The sequence below is a fragment of the Aminobacter ciceronei genome, from assembly GCF_014138625.1.
Taxonomy (GTDB): Bacteria; Pseudomonadota; Alphaproteobacteria; order Rhizobiales; family Rhizobiaceae; genus Aminobacter; species Aminobacter ciceronei.
This window is the reverse complement of sequence record NZ_JACJHY010000004.1, coordinates 1-23,597: the sequence shown is the minus strand read 5'-3', so window position 1 is coordinate 23,597 and position 23,597 is coordinate 1. Positions and strand designations below refer to the sequence as shown.

The following is a 23,597-nucleotide window of genomic DNA, read 5'->3' as shown; positions in this document are numbered from 1 at the left end:
CTCAGCCCGCCGCATCGATGCCGCCGATGCAGGCATATTTGAGCTCGGTGAATTCGAGGATGCCGTGATGGGAGCCCTCGCGCGAATTGCCGCTTTCCTTGACGCCGCCGAAGGGCGCCAGTTCGGTCGAGATCAGCCCGGTGTTGACGCCGACCATGCCGAATTCGAGCCGCTCCATCATGCGGAACACCCGCGCCGAATCGCGCGTGAAGAAATAAGCGGCGAGCCCGGTCTCGGTGGCATTCGCCGCCTGCAGCACCTCGGCCTCTGTCTCGAAGCGGAATACGGGTGCCAGCGGCCCAAAGGTTTCGTCCTGCGCCAGCAGCATGTCGGCGGCAGCGCCGGTGATGACTGTCGGTTCGAAGAAGGTGCCGCCAAGCGCGTGGCGCTTCCCGCCGGCGGCAATCTCGGCGCCCTTGCCGAGCGCGTCCGCGATATGCGCTTCGACCTTGGCGACGGCGCGTTCCGAGATCAGCGGCCCCTGGACGACGCCGTCGTCGAAGCCGCAGCCGACCCGCAACTGCTTCACCCGCTCCGTCAGCCTGGCGACGAAGACGTCATGGACGGCCGACTGAACATAGATGCGGTTGGTGCAGACACAGGTCTGGCCGGAGTTCCTGAATTTCGACGCCATCGCGCCTTCGACCGCGGTGTCGATGTCGGCGTCGTCGAAGACGATGAAAGGGGCATTGCCGCCAAGCTCCAGCGCGACACGTTTGACCGTGCTTGCCGCCTGCCGCATCAACAGCTTGCCTGTCGGCGTCGAGCCGGTGAAGCCGACGAGCCGGACGGCGGGATGCGAGGTCAGCACGCCGCCTATGGCTATGGCATCGCCGGTGACGACATTGAAGCTGCCGGCGGGAAAGTCGGCGCGGCGCGCCAGTTCGGCCAGGACGAGAGCGGTCAGCGGCGTTTCGGGCGCCGGCTTGACGACGACGGTGCAGCCTGCGGCAAGCGCCGGGGCGACCTTGCGGGTGATCATCGCCGCCGGGAAGTTCCATGGCGTGATCGCCGCGACCACGCCGAGCGGCTGCCGCTGCACCAGGATACGGGCGTCGGGGCGGTGTGACGGCAGGATCTCGCCGGCAATACGCTTGGCCTCCTCGGCATAGAACTCGACATAGGAGGCGGCATAGTCGATCTCGCCGAGTGCCTCGGCGAAGGGCTTGCCCTGTTCGCTGGTCAGGATGGTGGCAAGGTCGCTGCGTGCCGCAACGATCAGCTCGAACCAGCGCCGCAGCGTTGCCGAGCGCTCCTTCGCCGTCTTCGCCGCCCAGGGCCGGAACGCCCTGGAAGCCGCCTCGACGGCTTGGGTGGCCGCGTCGGCGCCAAGGTTGGGGACATGGGCGATGACGGCGCCAGAGGCCGGATCGGTGACAGGTGTGTCGGCAGACCCGACAAAGCAGCCGTCTATGAAGGCCTGCGTCTTCATGAGGCCATTGTCTTCGAGCGTGCGCATGACGGCTCCTAGGCGTTGGCGGAGACGAGGGCGCGTTCGAGGAGGTCCAGCCCCTCCTTGAGCTGCGCATCGGAAATGGTCAGCGGGCAGAGCAGGCGGATGGTGTTGCCGAAGACGCCGCATGACAGCAGCACCAGCCCGTGGCCGAGCGCTGCCTGCACGACCTTCTTCGTCGTCTCGGCATCCGGCGTATTGGTGCCGCGCTGTGTCACGATGTCGAAGGCGACCATCGCGCCGGGGCCGCGGATCGACGCCATCGGCACGGCGTCGTTGCGCTGCGACATCCGCTCCAGTGCAGCGTGCATCGTCGCGCCGATCTCATTGGCACGGGCGACAAGGCCTTCGTCCTTGATGACGTCGAGAACCGCAAGTGCGGCGGCGCAGGCGATCGGGCTGCCGGCATAGGTGCCGCCCAGCCCGCCCGGTTCGGCAGCGTCCATGAGCGCTGCACGCCCGATGACGCCGGCCAGCGGGAAGCCGCCGCCGAGCGCCTTGGCGACGGTGATGATGTCGGGTTCGATGCCGGAATGTTCGATGCCGAACATCTTTCCGGTGCGCGCAAATCCCGTCTGCACCTCGTCGGCGATCAGCACGATGCCGTGCGTGTCGCAAATCTTGCGGAGTTCCGCCAGAAGCTCGGTGGGGGCGGGCCAGAAGCCGCCTTCGCCCTGGACCGGCTCGATGATGATCGCAGCGACATCAGACGGCGCGATGTCGGCGCGGAACAGAAGCTGCAGCGCGCGCAGCGCATCCGAGACGTCGACATCCAGCGGCGTCGCCGGGAACGGCACGTGAAAGACGCCGGCGGGCGACAGGCCGAATTTGTGCTTATAGGGTGCAACCTTGCCGGTCAGCGCCATGGTCATCGCCGTGCGGCCGTGGAAACCGCCGGCAAAGGCGATTATGCCGGGCCGGCCGGTCGCTGCCTTGGCGATCTTGATGGCGTTCTCGACAGCTTCTGCGCCGGTCGAAAACAGGAGCGACTTTGCCTCGCCGGAGAAGGGCGCCAGCGCGTTCAGGCGCTCGCACAGCGCGACATAGGGTTCGTAGGGCAGCACCTGGAAGGCGGTATGGGTGTAGGCGTCGAGCTGCTGCTTCGCGGCGGCGATCACCTTGGGGTGACGGTGGCCGGTATTGAGCACCGCGATGCCGGCGGCGAAATCGATGTAGCGGCGCCCCTCGACGTCCCAGATCTCGGCGCCTTCCGCCTTGCCGGCAAAGACGGGGAAGGCCGTTGCGACGCCGCGAGCGACTGCCGCCGACCGGCGGGCCAGCAAGGTGGTGTTGGTGGTCATGGGGAGGTGCTCCGTAAGATTCTGGCGGCAACCTAGCGGCATTCCTTGGCAAGCAGTGCGCGATTGATTTAGATGCTGTGGTGCCTCCAGTGCACCACAGACTGTCCAGGGGCCTCTGCTTGAACACCGACATTCGAAGACGCCGGTCCGTCGAGAAAGACCAGCCGCATCAGGCCATGCCGCCGCTGCAGATGATCCGCGCCTTCGAGGCGGCGGGGCGCATGGGCTCGATGCGCAAGGCGGCCGACGATCTCGGCGTCAGCCACTCGGTGGTCAGCCGCCATGTCAAGAACCTCGAATTCTGGATGGCGGTGAAACTCGTCGTGTCCAGTCCCCGGGGCCTCAGGCTCACCCGCGAAGGCGAGATTTTCCATGCCGCCATCTCGACGGCCTTCGAGCTGATCGCTGCAACGACGGCCGAACTTCGTCCGCCCTCGCATCGGCGGACGCTCAGGCTTTGGTGCATGCCTGGCCTGGCGACACGCTGGCTGGGGCCGAGGCTGCCTGAGATGCAGCATCTGCTCGGCGACACGGAACTGGTGTTTCGCGCCATCGACCGCCTGCCGGATTTCTCGGTCGGCGAGGCCGATGTGATGGTCGGCTTCGGCGACCCCGACGACCTTCCTGTCGGAGCGACCTTGCTCGTTCATCCCAGGATGTTTCCGGTGGCCAGCCGGCAATGGCTGGATGCGGCAGGTCCCCTGGAAAGCATTGCTGCACTTGTGCGGGCACCGCTGATCCACGAGGAAAACCGCCAGCAATGGGCCGACTGGTTTCGCAAGGCCGGCGTGGCGCATGACGCGCTGCAGGGTCCGCGCCTTTGGGATGCCAGCCTTGGCTTCGAAGCCGCTCTGGCCGGGCAGGGTGTCGCGCTGGCGACACGGCTGACGACAGGCGACGAAATGGCCAGGGGTCGCCTCGTCGAGCTGTTCGACACTGACATCCGGCTCGGCGCCTATTATTTCATCGCCGCACCGGCCCGCCGCAAGGACAGGGCGATCCGCAAGCTGCATGACTGGCTGGCCGGCGAACTGATGCGATCGGAGGCTGCCGCAGCGTCTTCCAGCGATAGGTCGGCAGCAACTGGAGCTGTCGGCCCGACGCTTTGAACCATACCGCGAAAGAAGGACCAGCAGCCCGGTGATGCCGCGCTGCTACCGAGCTTTCAGGATGCGCGCACACATCTGATCGAAGCCGGCGTTTGATCAAGCGCCGGAACGAGCGGCGACAGTCGAAACGGATGTCGCTGGTCAACGGAGCGACAGTCCTTCGACCGGTCTGCGCGACATGCTGGTCAGTCCACGTCGAGGTTGACCGGGCCGACCTCGCGATCATCTGCGATGGCGTAGTCGATGCGCAGGATACGGCCCGAAAAATCCGGGTTCGTCTGCCTGTCCGGATCGACCGGTTCGGCGTTGCTGCGTCCAAAGGTAAGCGGCGACAGCGACAACCTGAGCAGGGTGCGTTCGAACACATGTTCGCCGGCCGGCTCGCCGTCGACCGTCAGGCGGCCGCGTCCCTTCAGCGTGCCGGACTTTTCGAAGTCGAACACGACGGTCGTCTTGCCGAGCGGGATCTCCCGGTCGGAGACGAGGCGGGTGACCTCGAAGCCGGCATAGTTGTAGGTGTAGACCAGCCGGTTCGCGACGATGTCGAGCGCGTAGCCGCCATGGCAGCTGCCGAAGCAGACAAGCGCGCCGCCCTGGTTTTTGTCCGTGCGCTCGATCTCGATCGATATGCGGTGCGAGACGTCCTGCGTCATCGGCGCCGCTTCCGCGGGGATAGACGAGATCGGCGGGAAAAAGCTGCATTCGTTGCGCCAGCGTGGTGCGCCGGGCCGGTAGGGCGGCTTGAACAGCACGTCGCTGTCGTCGAGCGGCATGACGCCGTAGCGGCCGGCTTCCGCCCACCAGCGTTCCTTCATCTCGGCGAGCTTTTCCGGCTTTTCCCCGGAGAGGTCGCGCAGCTCGGAAAAATCCTCGTCGAGATGGTAGAGCTCCCAGCGTTCGCTGTCGAAATCGTCGCCGGCTTTGTGCTGCGTCACCGCTTTCCAGCCGCGATGCCAGATGCTGCGATGGCCGTACATCTCGAAATATTGCGACTGCTTGGCGGTCGCCGCATCGGGCGCGTCGAAGGAATAGGCAAAGCTCTCGCCATGGATCGGCATCTGCGCCACGCCGTTGATGCTTTCGGGCGCGGTGACGCCGCAAAGCTGCATGATTGTCGGCGTGATGTCGGTGACATGGGTGAACTGGCTGCGCACCTCGCCCTTGTCGGCTATGCCAGAAGGCCAGGAGAAGATCATCGGGTCGCGCACGCCGCCGCCATGGGTGAAGCTCTTGTAGAGCTTGAGTGGCGTGTTGGACGCCTGCGCCCAGCCCCAGGGATAGTTGCCCGAGCTGCGCGCCGTGCCGATCTCGGCCAGGCGATCGCGCGACACGGCATAGTCCTCAGGCAGGCGGTTGAACCAGCGCAGCACGTTTGTCGTACCGTCCGGATCGCAGTCGGTGGAGGCGCCATTGTCCGAAATCAGCACGATGATGGTGTTGTCGCGGATGCCGGTGCGGTCGAGGAAGTCGAGCAGCCTGCCGAAGGCGGCGTCGGTGTGGCCCAGAAGCGCGGCATAAGCCTCCTGCATATGCTCCGAGACCTCGCGCTCTTCGGGAGAAAGCTCGGCCCAGGCGCGCACGCCGGGATTTGGCGGCGGCAGTTCGGTGCTTTCCGGCACGAGGCCCATCGCCTTCTGCCTGGCCAGCCTCTGTACGCGTTCTTCGTCCCAGCCATGGCCGAAGCGGCCGCGATATTTGGCCAGCGTCGATGCGGGCGCCTGGTGCGGGAAATGTCCGGCACCGTAGCAGAGATAGAGGAAGAACGGCTTGTCGGGCCAGATCGCCATCTTGTCGGCGATGTAGCGCACGGCGCGGTCCGACAGGTCGTCGGACAGATGGTAGCCCTGTTCAGGCGTCGCTGGCGGCGGAATCTGCTGGTTGTCCTGGCAGAGTTCCGGGTGGAACTGGTCGGTGCTGCCATTCATGAAGCCGTAGAAGCGTTCGAAGCCGCGGCCGAGCGGCCACTGGTCGAAGGGGCCGGCGGCATTGGCGTTTTCTGTCGGTGCAAGGTGCCATTTGCCGACCGCATAGGTCGCATAACCATTGAGCTTGAGCATTTCGGCGAGCGTGCCGGCGCGATGGCTGATCGCGCCGCGGCCGGAGGGCCAGCCCATGTCGGCATTGGCCAGATAGCGCATGCCGACCGAGTGGTGGTTACGCCCGGTCAGCAGGCAGGCGCGTGTCGGGGAACACAAGGTGGTGGTGTGGAAATTGCTGTAGCGCAGGCCGGTGTCGGCGAGGGAATCGAAGTTCGGCGTGTCGATCGACGAGCCGAAACAGCCGAGGTCGGAGTAGCCGACGTCGTCGAGAACGACATAGATGACGTTCGGCTTGCCGGCAGGGCCGCTGGGGATGTCGGCATAGTCGCGCTCGGATTCGTGGTGCGTGCGGCCGATATGGCCGCGAAATTCGGAAGTCATGCTCTGTCCCGATCTTGTGAGATGGTCGCCGGGCCGCAACAGGAGGGCGGCCCGGCCGATTGGATCAATAGCCGGTGACGCCGCGCAGATAACGCTTGAGCAGCGTCCGCCCGAGCAGCCGCCACAGCCGGTCGGTGGCAAAGCCGAGAAGGCCGAGCGCGATGATGGCCGCGAACATCCAGTCGACCTGGAAGTAGAGGCGCGAGGTCCAGATGATGTAGCCGAGCCCGGCATCGGCGGCGAGCATTTCGGCGGCCGCGATGACCAGGAAGGACGAGGCGAGCGCCAGCCGCATGCCGACATAGATCGAGGGCAGGGAGGCCGGGATCATCACCTTGAAGAACACCTGCCGCTCATTGGCGCCGAGGCAGCGGGCGGCGTTCAGCTTGTCCTGCGAGATCGAGGACACGCCGCTGGCCGTGTTGACCATGACGATGAAGGCCGTCGCATAAGCGATCAGGATGATCTTCGACATCTCGCCGACGCCGAACCAGATGATGAACAAGGTCACCAGCGCAATGGCCGGAACGAAGCGGAAGAAGTGGATGAACGGGTCGACCAGGTGACGCGCCACCGGCGAGACGCCGACGGCGAGCCCGATCGGAATGGCAATGGCGCTGCCGAGAAACCAGCCCGAGAGAATGCGCATCATCGACACCAGGATGGACTGGGTGAGGGTGCCCTCGGCCAGCATCTGTCCGGCGCCGTTGAGGACGGCGAGCGGTGCAGGCAGGAACATCGGGTCGACCAGCCAGGTCGAGGCCATCTGCCAGAAGATCACGACGACAGCGACGCTGAGCGCCGACCACGCGTAGGATGGCATCAGTTTTGCTCCCATTGCGAAGCCGCCTCCCTTTCGATGTCGCCCTCGATCGCCTTGACCGCATCGGCGAAACGGCTGTCGAGGTCGTCGCGCGGATAGGGCAGGTCGATGTCGTAGATGCGGGTGATGTTGGCACGCGGGCCTCGGCTCATCACGGCGACACGCTGGCCAAGCAGCACCGCCTCGCGAATGTCGTGCGTGACATAGACCATGGTGCAGCCGGTCTCGCGCCAGATCCGCGTCAGCTCCTTCTGCAGCACGCGGCGTGTCAGCGCGTCGAGTGCTGCAAACGGTTCGTCGAACAGGATCAGCTCAGGTTGGGCGGCCAGCGTGCGGGCGATCTGCACGCGCTGCTTCATGCCGCCGGACAGCTCATGCGGAAATTTCTGCTCGTGGCCGCGCAGGCCGACGAGGTCGACGTAGCGCTGCGCCATTTCAAGGCATTCGGCGCGCGGCTTGCCCGCGACGCTGGGGCCGAAGCCGATGTTTTCGGCGACCGTCAGCCACTGGAACAGCGGCTCCTCGATCGACTGGAACACCATGCCGCGCCGCCGGTCGGGGCCGGCGATCGTCTCGCCATTGGCGAGCACGCGGCCTTCGGTCTGCTTTTCGGTCCCGGCAACGATCTTGAGCAAGGTCGACTTGCCCGAGCCGCTGGGGCCGACGAGCACGAAGAATTCGCCTTGCGCGACCGCGACGGAGAGGTCGGCCAGGATCAGCTCGCTGCCTGCCTTCTGGCCGGGATAGGCCATGCCGACCTTGTCGAAGACGACCGCAGGCATGGCAGCTCCGGGCGTGGCCGCGCTTGTTTGATTGTTTGTCATCGCCGGTCCGCTCAGTTGCCCAGCTTGACCAGGTCGGGGGCAGCTTGCTCAAGGAATTTCGGATTGACGCCCGTTTCGAAGCTGACCGGCTGTGCTTTCGTCTTGGCCAGGAAATCAGCGACTTCCTTGAAGCCGGCGCGCTCATAGTCAGTCAGCGCCAGGGCGAATTCATTGTAGTTGAGCAGGTCGCGCACCGTGTCGCGCGGGGCACGCGTGTTCTTGGCGATGAGGGCTGCCGCCTCGTCCTTGTTGGTTGCGATGAACTGGCTTGCCGCATTGAGCGCGCGCAGCGTCGCAACCGTCAGCTCCGGGTGCTTTTCGGTGAATTCGGTCTGGGCGGCGATGTAGGCGCTGCTGTTGCGCTTGGCGGCCGCATCGTCGGTCAGCACATAGTGGTCGCCGCCGTCGGTCGATTTCTCGGTGCCGTCGGCCCAGGTGAAAGCGGCATCGATGCGGCCGGAGCGGAGCGATGCGACGATCTCGAGCAGGCTGGTGAAACCGACGATCTCGACCTTGTCCTCGGCTATGCCGTTTTCCTCGAGATACTTCATGGTGATCAGGTGCTGGGCGGTGCCGGTGGCGATGCCGATTTTCTTGCCGACTAGATCCTTGGCGTCCTTGATGTCGTTGCTGACCACCAGCTTGTGGAAGCCGGGCTTGGAATGGAAGATGCCGGCAAGGACGGTCAGCTTGCCGCCCTGGATGCGCGAGACGATCGGGAAATCGAGCCCGACAGCCATATCGGCGCGGCCGATCAGCAGCGCATCGATCGCCTCGACGCCGGTGGCGAAGGTGGTGATCTGAGCGTCGATGCCTTCCTTTTCGAAGAAGCCTTTTTCCTTGGCGACCCAGATCTGCGAGCCGGTGGTGTAGGCGTCGACACCGAAGCGCACAGGCTCCAGGGTCTGCGCCCCGGCCATCCCGGCCGAGAAGAGCATGAGGCTCGATGCGAGACTCAGGACAATTTTGGTGAAGCGGGTCATTTCGGTTCGTCCTCCGGCGAAAGGGCTGAACTGCCCTGAAAATGAACGGGTGCGAGCGCCATCATCTGATGGCTGGCGAGAAGCTGCGGCACCATCCAGGAGCGCGAGGCCAACGGCACGCTGCCATTGCCCGAATGCACGAGCGCCGTGCTCCACAAAAGCGCGTCGCCTTCGCTGACTTCGAGCAATTCGGCGACGTCGGCGGTGGCGTTGATCGCCGAGGTGCGGGTCGACAGCGATGCTCCATCGATGACGGTGAACGGAGCGATGGCGGCGAGCGCGTCGTGTTCCGTGCTCTCGTTGAAGGCGCCTGGTGGCACGCTGCGCGCGAGAAAATGGTCGACGAGAATGCAGGGCTGACCGTTGGCGAGAAACAGCCAGCGCAAACGATGGACTGGCTTCTCGGACGTCAGGCCCAGGATGACGGATATCTCCTTCGGCGCGATGACCTGGTCGCGCTGGATCTCGCGGAAAGATGCCTTCATTCCGGCATTTTCGATCAGGTTCCAGAAGCCGGCGGAGCCGGTCAAGGCGTTGAGGATCGGCGGGTTGGCGATGAAGGTGCCGACGCCGTGCTTGTTCTTGAGCAGGCCCTTGGCCATCAGGTCGGCATAGGCTTCGCGCAGCGAATTGCGGCTGAGGCCGAGTATCCGGGAAATGTCGATTTCCGCCGGCAAGCGGTCGCCGGCAACCAGCTTTTGCTGGCGAATATACTGCAGGACACGTTCGGTGGCAGTTCCCGACATCGCTCTCTCCTCCAAGAGGTAGGACGTCCTACCTTTACGCAGGATCATGAAAGAGTCAAACTCCGCCGATCCATTTTTCGACAGGAAGGCGCCATGTCGTGTTGTTCTCCGGGCCGATCCCTAGGCGATCATGTTGCCGAGCCAGCTGCAGCGCCTGCGCCGCTCGATGCCAGCAGCCGGCCTGACATGGCGTTGATACCGGCTGGGCGCTGGCTTCTGGGGGAGGATCGCTCGATCGCCAATCCTGACGACGGCGAAGGTCCGGTGCTAGCAGTCGACCTTCCGGCGTTCCTGCTCGACAAGACCGCAGTGACCAATCAGGCCTTCGCGTCATTTGTCGGTGCCACCGGCTACGTGACGGAGGCCGAACGCCTGGGCTGGTCTTTCGTCTTCATGGCCCAGATCCATCCTGACGCGGTGATCGCAACGGACGCCGACGCCAGCGCGCCGGACTGGTGGGCGCCGGTTCGCGGCGCCTGCTGGCGCAAGCCCGATGGCACAGGCTCCAGCTGGCGTGACCGGCGCGACCATCCGGTCGTCCATGTCTCATGGAACGACGCCGTTGCCTTCGCGAACTACGCCGGCAAGCGATTGCCGACGGAAGTCGAATGGGAAGCCGCGGCGCGTGGTGGGCTTGAGCGGGCGATCTATGCCTGGGGCGACGAGCTCAATCCCGGCGGCCGCCACATGTGCAACATCTGGCAAGGGCGCTTTCCGCTCAGCAACAGCGCCGAAGACGGGTACCTCGCGACAGCGCCGGCGCGCAGCTTTCCGCCCAATGGCTTCGGCCTCCACAACATGCTCGGCAATGTCTGGGAATGGACCGCATCGCCCTGGTCGGGCGAGCCGACCGGATTGATGGCGATGCGCGGCGGCTCCTATCTGTGCCACGCCAGCTATTGCAACCGATACCGCGTTGCGGCCCGGACCGGCAACCACCACGGCGCGACCTCGAGCCATCTCGGTTTTCGCTGCGCCGGCGACCTTGCCGGGCAGTGATCGACCATGCCTGATCCGAATGGAAGTCCATAACCACATGGAATGAGTTCGCCGACGCATGTTATGGTGTGGAGCCGCGAAACGCGGTCTATCCTCGCAGAAACTAGGTCGTTGGGTTTGTCTGATTGGAGGATATAGATGATCAGCCGACGTTCACTTCTGGCAGCTGCCAGCATCATCTCGCTCGCCTCGCTGGGGCTTGCAGGCGTGGCTCCCGCTTATGCCCAGCAGAAGCAGGTCAAACTGCAACTCGCTTGGCTCTTCAATGGAGCCGCCGCCGGCGAAATCGTCGCCTTGAAGAAGGGGTTCTTCGCTGAAAAGGGCCTCGACGTCGAGATCCTTCCCGGTGGCCCGAACTCCAACACGGTGCAGGAGACGCTCTCCGGAGTGGCGCAGATCGCCACCGCCTATGCGCCCGAGATCATGTATGCCGCAAACCAGGGGCTGCCGATCAAGACCTTCGGCGCGGCCTTCCAGAAGGCGCCGCTGACCTTCTATTCGCTCGGCGAATCCAACATCAAGTCGGTGGCCGACTGGAAGGGCAAGCGCATCGGCGCGAGCCAGGGCGCGACCGCGCAGATCAAGGTCGTGCTCGACCATAACGGAATGAAGCTCGACGACATCACCTTCATCCAGGCCCAGATCCCCGGCCTGCTCCAGGGGCAGGTCGACGTCGTCGCCTCCTGGCCGACCAACGTTGCCCAGAACGTGCCGATCGTACAGAATCCGGCTGGCTACAACACCCAGAGCATCTGGGACAACGGGCTGCAGTTCCAGTCCAACTACTACATCGCCCGCACCGACCTGATCGGCTCCGACAGCGACATGCTGGTGAAGTTCCTCGAGGCCTGCGACAAGGGCTGGGCCTATGCCGCCGACCATCCCGAAGAGGCCATCGACATGGTTGCCTCGATGTCGAGCGCGATCGAGAAAGACAAGGAGCTCGCCTCGCTCAAGGTCATCGTGTCGGACTTCATCTACACCGACGAAACCCGCGAGCACGGCTTTGCCAACATCAGCAAGGACCGCTGGAATGCGACGCTGCAGACCTACGCCAAGATCGGCGAGATCAAGCCCGAACTGACGGCGGACGACGTCTTCGACGGCAGCATCCTTGCGGCAGCACAGAGGACGAAGCGGTGAACATGATGGCGACAATCGCTGCTTCCGGGGCCACCCGTTCCGGCGACGCCCACTCTGGCGACGTCCGTCTCTCTCAGGCACGCAACGCCATCGAGATCGACAATGTCGCCGTGACCTTCGGCGGCAGCTCGCGGGCGGTGCGGGCCATCGACAATGTCTCGCTGACGGTTCGCGAAGGCGAGTTCGTATCGCTGATTGGGCATTCCGGCTGCGGCAAGTCGACCTTGCTGCGCACCATCGCCGACATCATCGCGCCGACCGAAGGCAAGGTTGCCATCTTCGGCGGAACGCCGGCGGCGGCGCGCGCCTCGCGCACATTTTCCATGGTGTTCCAGCAATCGGTGCTGATGCCCTGGGCCAAGGTGATCGACAATGTCCGCCTGCCTTTCGAGGTCGGCGGGGCCAATCCGAAGGCCGGCAACTTCATGGACCCGCACGAGGCGCTGAAGCTTGTCGAGCTGGAAGGCTTCGAGGATGCTTTACCTTCGGAACTGTCGGGCGGCATGCGCCAGCGCGTCTCGATCGCGCGGGCGCTCGTCACAAGGCCGAAGGTCCTGCTCATGGACGAGCCTTTCGGCGCGCTCGACGAGCTGGTGCGCGACACGCTGAATGTCGAGCTGCTGCGGATCTGGAAGCAGAGCGGGATGACCATCGTCTTCGTCACCCATTCGCTGCATGAGGCGGTTTTCCTGTCGCAGCGTGTCGTGGTGATGAGCCGACGTCCGTCGCGGATCGGCGGAATTCTCGAAATCGACCTGCCGGAAGAGCGCGACCTTGCCCTGAAGGACGCCCCTGAACTGGGCCACCACGTCGCCAGGCTGCGCGACATGCTGGGAGCTGGATAAGCCATGAGCGTTGACCGTTCCATCGAAACCGCCGCCCCATTGCCTCGCATCTGGAGCATCCTCCCAGGCCCCGAAGTGATGCGTGCGCTCGGCATGGCAGTGCTCGGGCTGTCGCTGACGCTGGTCCTGTGGCAGCTCGTCGTCACGCTGTTCGGCGTGCCGTCCTATCTGGTGCCCGCGCCGACCGACGTCGCCGGCGCGCTGTCGCGTGACCTGCCGCTGCTTGTCGAAGCAGCCGTTCCGACAATCACCGAAGCCTTTCTCGGCTTTCTCCTCGGCAACACCGTTGCCCTGCTGGTGGCGGTGTCTTTCGTCTACAACAAGGTCATCGAGGAGATGTTCTATCCCGTCGCGATCCTGGTCAAGACGATCCCGATCGTCGCGATTGCGCCGGTGCTCAAGATCATCCTCGGCAACGGCATCGAGCCGAAGATCGTGATCGCAGCACTGATCTGCTTCTTCCCGACGCTGGTCAATTCGGTCCGCGGCTTCCGCGCCGTCAATCCGCAGTTGCTCGAACTGATGCATGTCCTGTCGGCGTCGAAGACCGAAGTGTTCCTCAGGATCCGCATCTACAGCGCGCTGCCCTACATCTTCTCGGCGCTCAAGATTTCGGTGACGATGTGTGTGCTCGGCGCGATCGTCGGCGAGTGGATCGGCGCCAACCAGGGCATCGGTTATCTCCTGCTGCAGAGCATGTTCGACTTCAACGCGCCGCGGCTGTTTGCGACGATCCTGACGGCATCGGTCATCGCCATCACCGGCTTTGCCATCGTCTCGATGCTGGAGAAGTGGGTCATCCGCTGGGATCCCGGCGCGGCGATGTAATCGCTGCAGCAGAAAGTCCATGGACCCGGCTTGCCCCAGGGCCGGCCGGGTTTCGATCGATGCGGCATGGTCGATGAATGCGATGCGGCATCTCCGGTTTGTCCGAATTCCGAGGCGCCCCAATGTCCAACGACCACAATCCAGGCCGTATCGGCCGCACCTATCACGAGTCGGACAACTGGTTTGAAGCCAGGCCCATGCCGGCGCCGGGCAGCCCCAACGTCATCTATGTCATTCTCGACGATGTCGGTTTCGCCGACTTGGGCTGCTTCGGTTCGGAGATCCGCACGCCCAATTTCGACCGACTTGCCCATCAGGGGCTGCGCTACAGCAATTTCCACACCACCACAATGTGCTCGCCGACGCGGGCCAGCCTGCTGACCGGGCGCAACCATCATGCGGTCGGCATGCGCTGCCTGGCCAACTTCGATTTCGGCTACCGCAACGGCCGCGGCTCGATCTCGCATCGGGCAGCGACGGTCGCCGAAATGCTCGGAAGCGCCGGCTACGCAAATTTTGCCGTCGGCAAGTGGCACGTCGCGCAGACCGACGAAATCACCGCCGTCGGACCGTTCGACCAATGGCCGCTCGGCCGCGGCTTTCATCGTTTCTACGGTTTCATGAATGGCAGCACCGACCAGTATTATCCCGAGCTGGTCGAGGACAATCACCCTGTTACCCAGCCGAAATCGCCCGAGGAAGGTTACCACCTCACCGCCGATCTGGTGGACAAGGCGATGGCGATGCTCGGTGCCCATGTCTCGCTCGCCCCTGATACGCCGTTCTTCCTCAACCTCGCCTTTTCGGCAGGGCATTTTCCCCACCAGGTCGCCAGGGCCTATATGGACCGCTATGACGGAGTCTGGGACTGCGGCTGGGACGTTGTCAGGCAAAGGCGGCTCGAACGGCAGAAGGCGATGGGCCTGGTGCCTGAAAATACCGAATTGCCGCCCGATGCCCCCGGCGTCGAGAACTGGGACCTGCTTTCGGCCGACCGGAAGCGCGTCGCCGTCAGGCTGCAGCAGGCCTATGCCGGCTTCCTCGAATACACCGACGAGCAACTGGGCCGGCTGCTCGATTTCCTCGAGACGACAGGCAAGCTTGATAACACGCTGATCGTCGTCATCTCCGACAATGGCGCGTCCATCGACTGCGGCCCGGAGGGCACGACCAACGTGCTCAGGCGGTTCAACCAGATCCCGGAATCCTTCGAACGCAATTTGGCTGAGATCGACGAGATTGGCGGCCCCAGGAGCAACAGCAACTACCCCTGGGGCTGGGCCCAGGCCAGCAATACGCCGCTGCGCCTGTTCAAATCCTTCACCCATGGCGGCGGCGTGCGTGACCCGATGATCGTGTCATGGCCCCGGCGCATCGCCGACAAGGGGGCCATCCGCCATCAGTTCCACCACGTCGTCGACATCACGCCGACGGTGCTCGAGGTCTGCGGCGTCGCGGCCCCCGAAATCTACCGAGGTGTCGGCCAGATGCCGGTGCACGGCACCAGCTTTGCCTACACCTTCGATGCGCCCGACGCGGAGACGCGCAAGGACGTGCAATATTTCGAGATGTTCGGGCACCGCGGCATCTGGCACAAAGGCTGGAAGGCCGTCACCAAGCACCGGCGCGGCGACGACTTCGAACTCGACGACTGGGAGCTCTACAAGCTCGACGAGGATTTCAACGAGACCCGCGATCTGGCGAGCGAGAACCCGGCCAAGCTCCGCGAAATGACGGAACGCTGGTGGGCGGAAGCCGGCCGCTACGACGTCATGCCGCTCGACGACCGCGAGGTTCGTTTCCGCGCCAAGGCGAAGCCTGATTCCATCCGTTCGCGCAGCCGCTACGTCTTTTATCCGCAGCTCGAATCGATCCCGTCATCGGCAGCACCCCTGACCCAGGACACGTCGCACCGGATCACCGCCGAAGTGACAATCGATCCGCAGTCCGAAGGCACGCTGGTCAGCTACGGCAACAATGGCAGCGGTTATGTGCTCTACCTCAAGGATGGCAGGCTGATCTACAGCTACAACCATGTTGGCGAGATCACCCGCCTGGTGTCGGTGCCGCTGACCACGTCAGGCGCGATTTCCCTCGGTTTCGAGTACCGCAAAACAGGTCTGCTCAAGGGCATCGGTACCCTTCTCGTCAACGGAGAGCGGCAAGCCGGCGAGCGTGAGCACCAGACCCTGCTGCGCATTGCGCTGGCGCCGATGTTCATCGGCCGCAGCGGCTTGCCGCCTGTCTGCGACGGCATCGACGGCGAATTCCGCTTCACCGGCACATTGCACCGGCTGGTGATCGAACTCGGCGATGACCGCGAGGTCGTGCCGCCAAGCGGCGAGATCGACTGACGCCTGACAGAGCGTTTCGGCTTAGGTGCTGAACGCTCTATCTTCCTGTTTTTGCACAATTTCCCGGGAAAACCGCTGCACGGTTTTCCTGGAATTGCTCCATGCTGCCGCCTATTCGGCGGCGTTCTGCGGGCTGCGCAGGCCTTTGTTTTCGAACACCTCGACCATCGCCTTCATCAGTCCGCTATGGGCGGGCAGCCGGTCCATGCCCTGGCGGAAGACGAAGCCCAGATCGTACTGGAAGATCTCCTTGTCGGTCTTGAGCACCTTCAGGCCTTGTCCGATTGGGCTGCCGGCCACCATCGTCGATTCGAAGAACAGATAGTCGCCAGAGCGCGCCAGCTCGGCGCAGGTGAAGAGCGAGCTGGTCTCGAGCAAATAGCGGGCAGGGGGCGCTCCCCGTTCCTTCAGCCAGTCGGACAGCATCTTCAGCACGTCCCGGTTCAGGTTGAACGAGACGAACGGGTATTTGACCAGCTCCATCGGGTCGACCGGGCCCTCCACCTTGGCGAGCGGGTGATGTTCGGCGCACATGATGCCGATCTGTGCCTTGGCGACCCGGCGCGAGGTGAAGCCGGGCAGCCGGCTCTTGGCAATGACAGCACCGGCAAAGATGTCGACCCGCCCAAGCCGCAAATCCTCGATCAGCTGGTCGACCGGTCCGGTCTGCACCGACAGCCGATGCCTGGGAAAACGCCGGTGAAAGCGTGACGCCGCCGGCGGCAGGATCGTCGACGACCAGACCGGGCCGGCCGCGACCCTGATGGTGGCGTCCTGCTCGGACAGGAGATTGCGGATCTCCTGCACCGCATGTTCGTATTCGAGCCCGATGATCTGCGCCCTGTTGAAGAAGGCCTGCCCGGTCGGCGTCAGGTCGGCGCCGCTGGAATGGCGTTCGAACAGGCGCGTGCCGAGCATCTCCTCCAGCCGCTTGACATTCTTGGAGAGCGCCGGCTGCGAGATGCGCAAGCGCTTGGCCGCCTTCGATATTCCCTTGTCTTCGGCGACGGTGACGAAGTGCTTGAGCAGCGTCAGATTGGGGACTTCGAACGACATGGCGGATGCCTGCCTCATAACCTATTGGAATTACCTTCAAGCCTAAATGTATTGGCCCCTGATGGAGCTTTGTCAAATAATCCTGTTATCGCCCGGAGCTGAAGTCACCAGCTGAAGCTCCTGCTATCACCAGGAAACGCCGCGATGTCGTGTTGTTCACCCGTCCGGGTAAGCGAGCCGCAACTGGCCCCTTCACACGAGGCCAGGCCAGCCGCTCGCAAGGCTGATCTCTCCGGCATGTCGGCTGTCCCCGCCGGCATCTGGCGCATCGGCCATGATGGTCCCGAGGCCTATGCCGAGGATCGCGAGGGGCCCCGGCGGATGGTCGCGAGCCCCGGCTTCCTGATCGACAGGACGGCAGTGACCAACAGCGCCTTCGCCCGTTTCGTGGCTGCGACCAACTATGTCACCGAGGCGGAGCGGATCGGCTGGTCCTTCGTCTTCTACGCCCAGCTTCATCCCAGCGCCGAAAAGGATGTGCTTGATCTCGAGACCGGATCGCCGGAATGGTGGCTGCCGGTGCGCGGCGCGAACTGGTCGAGGCCCGACGGCGCCGGCACCGACTGGCGCGACCGCGACGACCATCCGGTCGTGCATATTTCCTGGAACGACGCCGTTGCCTACGCGCTCTGGAGCGGCAAGCGGCTGCCGAGCGAGAGCGAATGGGAGATCGCAGCCAGGGGCGGGCTCGAAGACAGGATCTATCCCTGGGGCAACGATCTGCTGGAGCAGGGCAGGCACCGCTGCAACATCTGGCAGGGGCGTTTCCCCCGGGAGAATACGGCCGAGGACGGCTTCCTCTCGACCGCGCCTGCCGATGCCTTCGAGCCCAATGGCTACGGCCTGTTCAACATGGTCGGCAATGTCTGGGAATGGACGTCGGACAGCTGGTCGCAAAGCCAGCCCCAGCTGAAAGCGATGCGCGGCGGCTCCTATCTCTGCCACCGCAGCCACTGCAATCGTTATCGCGTCTCGGCGCGCACCTCCAACGCCGTCGATGCCGCCTCGAGCCACCTTGGCTTTCGATGCTCGGCCGACATGCCGGCGCCATCAGCCGGATCTTTCTGATTTCGAGGAACTGCAATGAAACATGACAAGTTTCCGGGCCATGTCGGCCGCACCGTCGCCGAGTCGACGCCCTGGTGGCCGACGAGCCGCAACCACAAGCAGCAGAAACCCAACATCGTGGTTGTCGTGCTTGACGACACCGGCTGGGCCGATTTCGGCTGCTTCGGCTCGGAGATCAACACGCCGACAATCGACCGGCTGGCGGCGCGCGGGCTGCGCTACACCAATTTTCACGTCACGCCGCTCTGCTCGCCGACGCGCACCTGCCTGCTCACCGGACGCAACCATCACGCCGTCGGCATGCGTTTTCTGTCCGATACCGACACCGGCTTCCCCAATTCGCGCGGCTCAATCGACCGCGACGTGGCGCTTTTGCCGGCCATGCTGCGCGAACAGGGGTATGGCAGCTATCTCGTCGGCAAGTGGCACCTGACGCCGTCGCATGAGATTTCGCCGGCCGGACCCTATCACAACTGGCCGCTCGGCCGCGGCTTCGACCGGTTCTATGGCTTCCTTCCCGGCTGCACCGACCAGATGACGCCCGAACTGTGCGAGGACAACCACCAGGTCGATCGCGAATTTCCCCAGAATTATCACCTCACCGAGGACCTGGTCGACCGGGCGATTTCTTACGTCCGCGACCACACCGTGTTCCGCGACGAGGAACCATTCTTCCTGCAACTGGCCTTCGGTGCCACGCACGCGCCGTTCCAGGCGCCGCGGTCCTTCATCGAACCTTATGTCGACGTCTTCGCCAAGGGCTGGGACGCGACGCGCCAGGACCGGCTGCTGCGCCAGAAGGCGCTTGGCATCGCACCTGAAGAGACCGAACTTGCGCCGCGCAACGAGGAGGTTTCGGCCTGGAACACGCTCTCCGACGATCAGAAACTGCTCTACACCCATCTTCAGGCGGCCTATGCCGGCTTCCTTGAGCACACCGACCTGCATCTCGGCCGCCTTGTAGATGAGCTCGCAAGATTGGGTGAACTCGACAACACGCTGATCATCGTGCTCTCCGACAATGGCGCCAGCCGCGAAGGCGGCAAGGATGGTGCCGTCGACACCAACGCACCCTATAGCGGACTGCCGCAGAGTGTCGACGAACAGCTCAAGCGCCTCGACCAGATCGGCACCCGTCACGGCGGCGCGCACTATCCGCAAGGCTGGGCCATGGCGGGCAACACGCCCTTCCGCCGCTACAAGCAGCATGTCGATCTTGGCGGCGTGCGCTCGCCGATGGTGGTGTCGTGGCCCGGCGGCATCGCCGCGACAGGCGAAGTCAGGACGCAGTTCTCGCATGTCATCGACCTCGCTCCGACAATCATGTCGCTTGCCGGCCTCGACCATCCGTTGCCTTGTGACGGCCGCAGCCTCGCATCGACCTTTGCCGATGCCGATGCACCGGCGCCGCGGTCCACGCAATATTGGGAGAACCTCGGTCATCGCGCGATCTGGCATGAAGGCTGGCGGGCGGTCACCGAGCATCGCCAGGGCGACGCCTATGAAGACGACGACTGGCGGCTCTACGACACCGAGGGCGATTTTTCGGAATCGCAGGATTGCGCCGGACAGGAGCCGGACCTGCTCAAGGAATTGATCGGCCGCTGGTGGCAGGAAGCCGAGGCCAACAACGTGCTGCCGCTCGACGACCGGACGCTGGTGCAATTGCTGCGCGCTCGGCCGCCCATCGGGCTGATGTCGCGCGACAGGTTGGTCTTCCGCCCGGGCCAGAGCCATGTGCCGATCAGCAGCATGATCGCGGGTTCGGAACGATCCATGGTCGTCACTGCATCGTTTCGCGATCGCGCCGCCGGCGAAGATGGCGTGCTGGTATCGAGTGGCGACGCGCAAGGCGGCTACGTGCTCTATGTCATGGACGGGCGCCTGAGCTTCGAACATGTGCAACTCGGCCACCGTGTCGTCTGCGTCGCCGATGCCGTCCTGCCCTCGGGAACATGCGAGGCCGGATTTGCTCTCCATAACCGAAACGGCCATTCTGCCGAAATCGTCTTGCTGCATGGCCGCCGGAGGGTAGGGGCGGCACGTATCCCGGTGACCGCCGCACATCTGTCGTTCTGGGGCATCGATGTCGGCACGGATGCGGCGGACAGGGTCTCCAGCGCCTATCCCGCCGACTTCGCTTACCCAAAGCGGTCGTTCGAGACCTTGACCATAGACTTCCTCGACCAGCCGCTGATCGAGGACGTCGCAGAAGCAATGGAAAGCACCGAGTGATATGGCACACGTCGAAGTTCTGATCGATGTCGATACCGGTGTCGATGACGCGCTGGCGCTGTCATTTGCGGCACTGCACCCTGATATCAACCTGCGGGCGGTGACCTGCGTTGCCGGCAACGCCTCGCTCGACAACGTCTACCGCAACACCCGTGCCGTCCTTTCCATTGCCGGCGCGGGACATGTTCCCGTCGCCCGCGGCGCCTCGCGTCCGTTGATTGCCGCCCCGCGCGACGCCGCCCATGTCCATGGCCATAACGGTCTTGCCGGGCTGGAGCTCGCCGTTCCTGAAGCGGACGGCAGCGACATCCATGCGGTCGAGCTCATGCGCCGGGAGATACTGGCCAGCCCGACATCGCCGACGCTGATCGCGCTGGCGCCGCTGACCAATGTGGCGCTGCTGCTGCGCATGTATCCTGAGGTGGCGGCTCGGCTCGAGCGGATCGTCTTCATGGGCGGCAGCGCCAGCATCGGCAACGCCACGCCGGTCGCCGAATTCAACAGCTGGGCCGACCCGGAAGCGGTGGCGATCGTCGTCGACAGCAGCATTCCGACTGTCATGTACGGGCTCGACGTCTTCTACAGCGCGGCCGTGTCGGAGGATGATGTCGCGGCACTCGAAAGGTCGAGCCGGCCGGTGGCGCAGTTGTGCGCCAAGCTGTTCCGGCACATGGCGGTCAAGGATTCCGACCAGAAACGCATCCCTGCCGGTACCATCGCAGCCCTGGGCGATGCCGGCACGGTCTGCGCCGTTGTCGACCCCGCCGGCCTGACGACGCACAGGTTTCCGGTCAGCGTCTGCACGGATGGATCGCGGTCGCGTGGCCAGACGATCGTCGACCGTCGTTCCCATCGCGGCGAATCCGAGCTGAATGGCGCAAGCCTGGGGCAACCTGTCGATGTCGCGCTGGCGGTCGATGGCGCCCGTCTTGCGCAGCTGTTCCGCCGCACGATCCTGGGCAGCTCTGGAGGCTGACGGTGCAGATGGTCGGCGCAATCCCCGTGTCAGGGCAATGGCCGGCGCCGGCACGAGCCCGGCTGTCTCATGTGGAGCGCTGCGAGGTCTCATCCTCACTGCGTTCTGTGACAACCGCGTCGAAGCTGCTGCTTTCGGCGAACAGGACGGAGCGCAGTCTGCCTACCTTGCTTGTGTCGATGACTAGGATATTGCGGCTGGCAGTGGCCATGACCTTTCGCTTTATCTCGGCCTCGTGGAAATGTGCGCAGGTCGCGCCTCGCGCCCAGTCGAAACCGGCGGCCGACAACAAGGCCACGTTGATGCCCAGCGATGCGATGGTGGCCAGCGCCTCTGGGCCGAAGAAGGTGGCCGAAGCGGGATAATAGACGCCGCCGAGCATCACCAGCGTCACATTCGGTTTGTGTGCCAGCCGCTCGGCAACGTTGAGCGCGTAACAGACAACGGTAAGCGGCATGTCGTTGGGGATGAGGTCGACCAATTCGATGAGCGTCGTGCCGCAGTCGATGAAGATTGTCTCTTCGGCCTTGACGTAACGCAGGGCGGCTTCACAGGCGCGTCGTTTGGCGTCGCGCTGCTGATCGGCAGCCATATCAAGAGTGTAGGAGTTCTCCGGTTCGAACATGCCGCGCGGCACGACATAACCGCCCAGATAGCCCAGTTTGTCCGGGTTCTGCTGGATGTCGCGACGCACTGTCATTTCGGAGACGTCAAGGAGTTTCGCGACGGCGCTGATGTGCAGCGCCCGGCCTTGTGCCAGCTCTGCCTGGAGGCGCTCCATACGCTGCGCTTTTGCTGAGCCGGCTTTCGCCACGGGAGACTCCCATCGTTGAATGTCAGAGACGTAACAAGTTGGTCCAGGCAGTACAAGTTTGCAGGATATCGTCGAACTTTTGTGAGAATTATAACATTATGATGTTGACATTCTCACAGATATGATGCCCTTTTCAGTCGCGGCGGCTCCATGATCGTGCTCTCGATCGAAGCACAAACATCGTGGTGGCCGCTTGTCCGGTAGCGCTTTGATGGATCTTGTCGTGGGATTGGCAATGGAAATGAATGAGGGCAGCGGCGCGGTCATGCGCGTGGTGCGTGCTGCGTCAGATGCCGATGTCGGCCTGCCGCGCAATCCCGGCATGGCGCTGGATCTGGGCTTTCTGGAATCGATGCGCAGCGTCAACCGCTCGGCGCTGGAGCGCAGGGTCGGCACGCTGATCAAACGGCGCTCGATCAAGGCCGACAACCAGGCGGCCTGGCTGCTCAGGTCGATCTCGCTGATGGATCTGACGACGCTCAACTCCAACGACACCGACGAGCGTGTGCGCCGGCTCTGTGCCAAGGCGCTGAACCCGCTGCGCCGCGACCTGACCGAGGCTCTGGGACTGGGTGAGGTGCTGATCCGGCCGGCGGCGGTCTGCGTCTATCATCCGTTCGTGGCCACCGCCGTGGAAGTGGTGAAGGGCTCGGGCATCCATGTCGCTGCGGTGTCGACGGCCTTTCCGCATGGCCTGGCCCCCCTGTCGACACGCCTTGCCGAGATCGAGGCGTCGGTATCGGACGGCGCCGACGAGATCGACGTCGTCATCCCGCGCGGACTGGTATTCGGTGCGAAGTGGCGGGAGCTTTACGACGAGATCAGGCAGATGCGTGCTGCCTGCGGCGAGGCCCATCTCAAGGTCATCCTCGGCACCGGCGATCTGGCGACTTTGCGCAATGTCACGCTGGCCTCGATGGTGGCGATGATGGCGGGTGCCGACTTCATCAAGACCTCGACCGGCAAGGAAAGCGTCAATGCGACGCTGCCCGTCGGCCTCGCCATGGTCAGGGCCATCAGCGCCTATCACGAGCAGACCGGCTACCTCATCGGCTTCAAGCCGGCCGGCGGCATCTCGACGGCCAAGGTCTCGCTCGACTGGCTGGTGCTGATGAAGGAAGAGCTTGGCCGGCCCTGGCTCGAACCGGAGCTGTTCCGCTTCGGCGCGTCGAGCCTTTTGACCGACATCGAGCGCCAGCTCGAACACCACATCAGCGGCCGCTACTCGGCCAACCACCGCCACGCCATGGCGTGAGGGGCGACCTGGCCATGCCGCGTTCCTTCGCGCCCCCCTCTGGCCTGCCGGCCATCTCCCCCCCACAAGGGGGGAGATCGGCAGTTCGTCAGTTAGCGGCCACTCGGCAATGCCGACCTCGATTTCTTTGAACCGACTGCATGTCAACTTGGAGAAGGCCGCGATGACAGCTGATCTCCCCCCTTGTGGGGGAGATGGCCGGCAGGCCAGAGGGGGGCAACGTAGAGCGCTCCCCGCCCGATCCTCGCGCCGCAAAGTCCGGAGCCTCTCATGAACATTCTCGAACGATACCACGCCATGGATTATGCCCCAGCCCCCGAGGCCCGCTCAGAAGCCGATGCCTGGCTTGGGGCCCGCGATTTCTC

General features: G+C 64.1%; 19 protein-coding genes. 10 read left to right on the top strand and 9 right to left on the bottom strand.

Features of this window, described 5'->3' with window-relative positions:
- Position 1 precedes the first annotated feature (1 nt).
- Together HNQ95_RS05555 and gabT are read right to left on the bottom strand one after the other, a co-directional pair.
- Positions 2-1,459, bottom strand: coding sequence for an NAD-dependent succinate-semialdehyde dehydrogenase (locus tag HNQ95_RS05555; RefSeq protein WP_182573701.1), 1,458 nt, complete (start codon positions 1,457-1,459; stop codon positions 2-4).
- Between the two features lie 8 nt (positions 1,460-1,467).
- The gene (gene gabT / locus HNQ95_RS05550; RefSeq protein WP_182573702.1) at positions 1,468-2,754 is read right to left on the bottom strand and encodes a 4-aminobutyrate--2-oxoglutarate transaminase; all 1,287 of its coding nucleotides are present in this window, start codon (positions 2,752-2,754) and stop codon (positions 1,468-1,470) included.
- Between the two features lie 119 nt (positions 2,755-2,873).
- Between gabT and HNQ95_RS05545 the strand changes: the two genes are divergently transcribed.
- Positions 2,874-3,863: a LysR substrate-binding domain-containing protein gene (locus tag HNQ95_RS05545; protein WP_067963174.1), complete on the top strand. Its 990-nt coding sequence runs from the start codon at positions 2,874-2,876 to the stop codon at positions 3,861-3,863.
- Positions 3,864-4,048: 185 nt separating this feature from the next.
- Here the strand turns inward: HNQ95_RS05545 and HNQ95_RS05540 are convergent, their stop codons facing one another.
- The 5 genes from HNQ95_RS05540 to HNQ95_RS05520 form a co-directional block, all read right to left on the bottom strand.
- Entirely contained in the window at positions 4,049-6,283 is a 2,235-nt protein-coding gene (locus HNQ95_RS05540) for an arylsulfatase (RefSeq protein ID WP_182573703.1), read from the bottom strand.
- Positions 6,284-6,347: 64 nt separating this feature from the next.
- Positions 6,348-7,106 (bottom strand): ABC transporter permease, encoded by a 759-nt coding sequence (locus HNQ95_RS05535; RefSeq protein ID WP_067963167.1) that lies wholly within the window; start codon positions 7,104-7,106, stop codon positions 6,348-6,350.
- Entirely contained in the window at positions 7,106-7,888 is a 783-nt protein-coding gene (locus tag HNQ95_RS05530; protein ID WP_182573704.1) for an ABC transporter ATP-binding protein, read from the bottom strand. The genes HNQ95_RS05535 and HNQ95_RS05530 overlap by 1 nt, the downstream gene beginning before the upstream one ends.
- 53 nt (positions 7,889-7,941) lie before the next feature.
- Complete coding sequence (locus tag HNQ95_RS05525) at positions 7,942-8,913, bottom strand: ABC transporter substrate-binding protein (RefSeq protein ID WP_182573705.1); 972 nt, start codon at positions 8,911-8,913, stop codon at positions 7,942-7,944.
- Entirely contained in the window at positions 8,910-9,659 is a 750-nt protein-coding gene (locus HNQ95_RS05520; protein WP_067963157.1) for a GntR family transcriptional regulator, read from the bottom strand. The genes HNQ95_RS05525 and HNQ95_RS05520 overlap by 4 nt, the downstream gene beginning before the upstream one ends.
- A 93-nt stretch (positions 9,660-9,752) precedes the next feature.
- On the opposite strand from HNQ95_RS05520, the gene HNQ95_RS05515 reads away from it, so the two are divergent.
- From HNQ95_RS05515 to HNQ95_RS05495, 5 genes are all read left to right on the top strand, one after another.
- Positions 9,753-10,658 carry a formylglycine-generating enzyme family protein gene (locus tag HNQ95_RS05515; protein WP_512747405.1) on the top strand — a complete coding sequence of 302 codons (906 nt, stop codon included), beginning with the start codon at positions 9,753-9,755 and terminating at the stop codon, positions 10,656-10,658.
- A gap of 138 nt (positions 10,659-10,796) precedes the next feature.
- A complete protein-coding gene (locus HNQ95_RS05510) occupies positions 10,797-11,801 on the top strand; it encodes an ABC transporter substrate-binding protein (protein WP_067963151.1) in 1,005 nt (334 codons plus the stop codon).
- Entirely contained in the window at positions 11,798-12,646 is an 849-nt protein-coding gene (locus HNQ95_RS05505; RefSeq protein ID WP_083948616.1) for an ABC transporter ATP-binding protein, read from the top strand. Before HNQ95_RS05510 ends, HNQ95_RS05505 begins: the two co-directional genes overlap by 4 nt.
- 3 nt (positions 12,647-12,649) lie before the next feature.
- Positions 12,650-13,474, top strand: a complete 825-nt coding sequence (locus tag HNQ95_RS05500; RefSeq protein ID WP_067963148.1) for an ABC transporter permease — start codon at positions 12,650-12,652, stop codon at positions 13,472-13,474.
- Between the two features lie 122 nt (positions 13,475-13,596).
- Positions 13,597-15,828 (top strand): arylsulfatase, encoded by a 2,232-nt coding sequence (locus HNQ95_RS05495; protein ID WP_182573707.1) that lies wholly within the window; start codon positions 13,597-13,599, stop codon positions 15,826-15,828.
- Between the two features lie 111 nt (positions 15,829-15,939).
- Here the strand turns inward: HNQ95_RS05495 and HNQ95_RS05490 are convergent, their stop codons facing one another.
- Positions 15,940-16,884 (bottom strand): LysR family transcriptional regulator, encoded by a 945-nt coding sequence (locus HNQ95_RS05490; RefSeq protein WP_169808341.1) that lies wholly within the window; start codon positions 16,882-16,884, stop codon positions 15,940-15,942.
- Positions 16,885-17,028: 144 nt separating this feature from the next.
- On the opposite strand from HNQ95_RS05490, the gene HNQ95_RS05485 reads away from it, so the two are divergent.
- The 3 genes from HNQ95_RS05485 to HNQ95_RS05475 are packed head-to-tail and all read left to right on the top strand — an operon-like array spanning position 17,029 to position 21,163.
- Positions 17,029-17,952, top strand: a complete 924-nt coding sequence (locus HNQ95_RS05485) for a formylglycine-generating enzyme family protein (protein WP_488350048.1) — start codon at positions 17,029-17,031, stop codon at positions 17,950-17,952.
- A gap of 15 nt (positions 17,953-17,967) precedes the next feature.
- The gene (locus HNQ95_RS05480; protein WP_067963134.1) at positions 17,968-20,187 is read left to right on the top strand and encodes an arylsulfatase; all 2,220 of its coding nucleotides are present in this window, start codon (positions 17,968-17,970) and stop codon (positions 20,185-20,187) included.
- 1 nt (position 20,188) lies between these two features.
- Complete coding sequence (locus HNQ95_RS05475; RefSeq protein ID WP_067963131.1) at positions 20,189-21,163, top strand: nucleoside hydrolase; 975 nt, start codon at positions 20,189-20,191, stop codon at positions 21,161-21,163.
- Between the two features lie 67 nt (positions 21,164-21,230).
- Here the strand turns inward: HNQ95_RS05475 and HNQ95_RS05470 are convergent, their stop codons facing one another.
- Positions 21,231-21,977: a DeoR/GlpR family DNA-binding transcription regulator gene (locus HNQ95_RS05470; RefSeq protein ID WP_249925987.1), complete on the bottom strand. Its 747-nt coding sequence runs from the start codon at positions 21,975-21,977 to the stop codon at positions 21,231-21,233.
- 265 nt (positions 21,978-22,242) lie between these two features.
- Between HNQ95_RS05470 and deoC the strand changes: the two genes are divergently transcribed.
- The gene (gene deoC / locus HNQ95_RS05465) at positions 22,243-23,232 is read left to right on the top strand and encodes a deoxyribose-phosphate aldolase (protein WP_169808387.1); all 990 of its coding nucleotides are present in this window, start codon (positions 22,243-22,245) and stop codon (positions 23,230-23,232) included.
- Positions 23,233-23,597 lie beyond the last annotated feature (365 nt).

Excerpts from the sequence above, each read along its gene's own strand:
- HNQ95_RS05510 (WP_067963151.1), top strand. The coding sequence starts at position 10,797 with ATGATCAGCCGACGTTCACTTCTGGCAGCTGCCAGCATCATCTCGCTC.
- HNQ95_RS05480 (WP_067963134.1), top strand. The coding sequence starts at position 17,968 with ATGAAACATGACAAGTTTCCGGGCCATGTCGGCCGCACCGTCGCCGAG.
- HNQ95_RS05515 (WP_512747405.1), top strand. The coding sequence starts at position 9,753 with ATGTCGTGTTGTTCTCCGGGCCGATCCCTAGGCGATCATGTTGCCGAG.
- HNQ95_RS05530 (WP_182573704.1), bottom strand. The coding sequence starts at position 7,888 with ATGCCTGCGGTCGTCTTCGACAAGGTCGGCATGGCCTATCCCGGCCAG.
- HNQ95_RS05540 (WP_182573703.1), bottom strand. The coding sequence starts at position 6,283 with ATGACTTCCGAATTTCGCGGCCATATCGGCCGCACGCACCACGAATCC.
- HNQ95_RS05495 (WP_182573707.1), top strand. The coding sequence starts at position 13,597 with ATGTCCAACGACCACAATCCAGGCCGTATCGGCCGCACCTATCACGAG.
- HNQ95_RS05555 (WP_182573701.1), bottom strand. The coding sequence starts at position 1,459 with ATGCGCACGCTCGAAGACAATGGCCTCATGAAGACGCAGGCCTTCATA.
- HNQ95_RS05525 (WP_182573705.1), bottom strand. The coding sequence starts at position 8,913 with ATGACCCGCTTCACCAAAATTGTCCTGAGTCTCGCATCGAGCCTCATG.
- gabT (WP_182573702.1), bottom strand. The coding sequence starts at position 2,754 with ATGACCACCAACACCACCTTGCTGGCCCGCCGGTCGGCGGCAGTCGCT.
- deoC (WP_169808387.1), top strand. The coding sequence starts at position 22,243 with ATGCGCGTGGTGCGTGCTGCGTCAGATGCCGATGTCGGCCTGCCGCGC.
- HNQ95_RS05490 (WP_169808341.1), bottom strand. The coding sequence starts at position 16,884 with ATGTCGTTCGAAGTCCCCAATCTGACGCTGCTCAAGCACTTCGTCACC.
- HNQ95_RS05475 (WP_067963131.1), top strand. The coding sequence starts at position 20,189 with ATGGCACACGTCGAAGTTCTGATCGATGTCGATACCGGTGTCGATGAC.
- HNQ95_RS05520 (WP_067963157.1), bottom strand. The coding sequence starts at position 9,659 with ATGTCGGGAACTGCCACCGAACGTGTCCTGCAGTATATTCGCCAGCAA.
- HNQ95_RS05500 (WP_067963148.1), top strand. The coding sequence starts at position 12,650 with ATGAGCGTTGACCGTTCCATCGAAACCGCCGCCCCATTGCCTCGCATC.
- HNQ95_RS05485 (WP_488350048.1), top strand. The coding sequence starts at position 17,029 with ATGTCGTGTTGTTCACCCGTCCGGGTAAGCGAGCCGCAACTGGCCCCT.
- HNQ95_RS05535 (WP_067963167.1), bottom strand. The coding sequence starts at position 7,106 with ATGCCATCCTACGCGTGGTCGGCGCTCAGCGTCGCTGTCGTCGTGATC.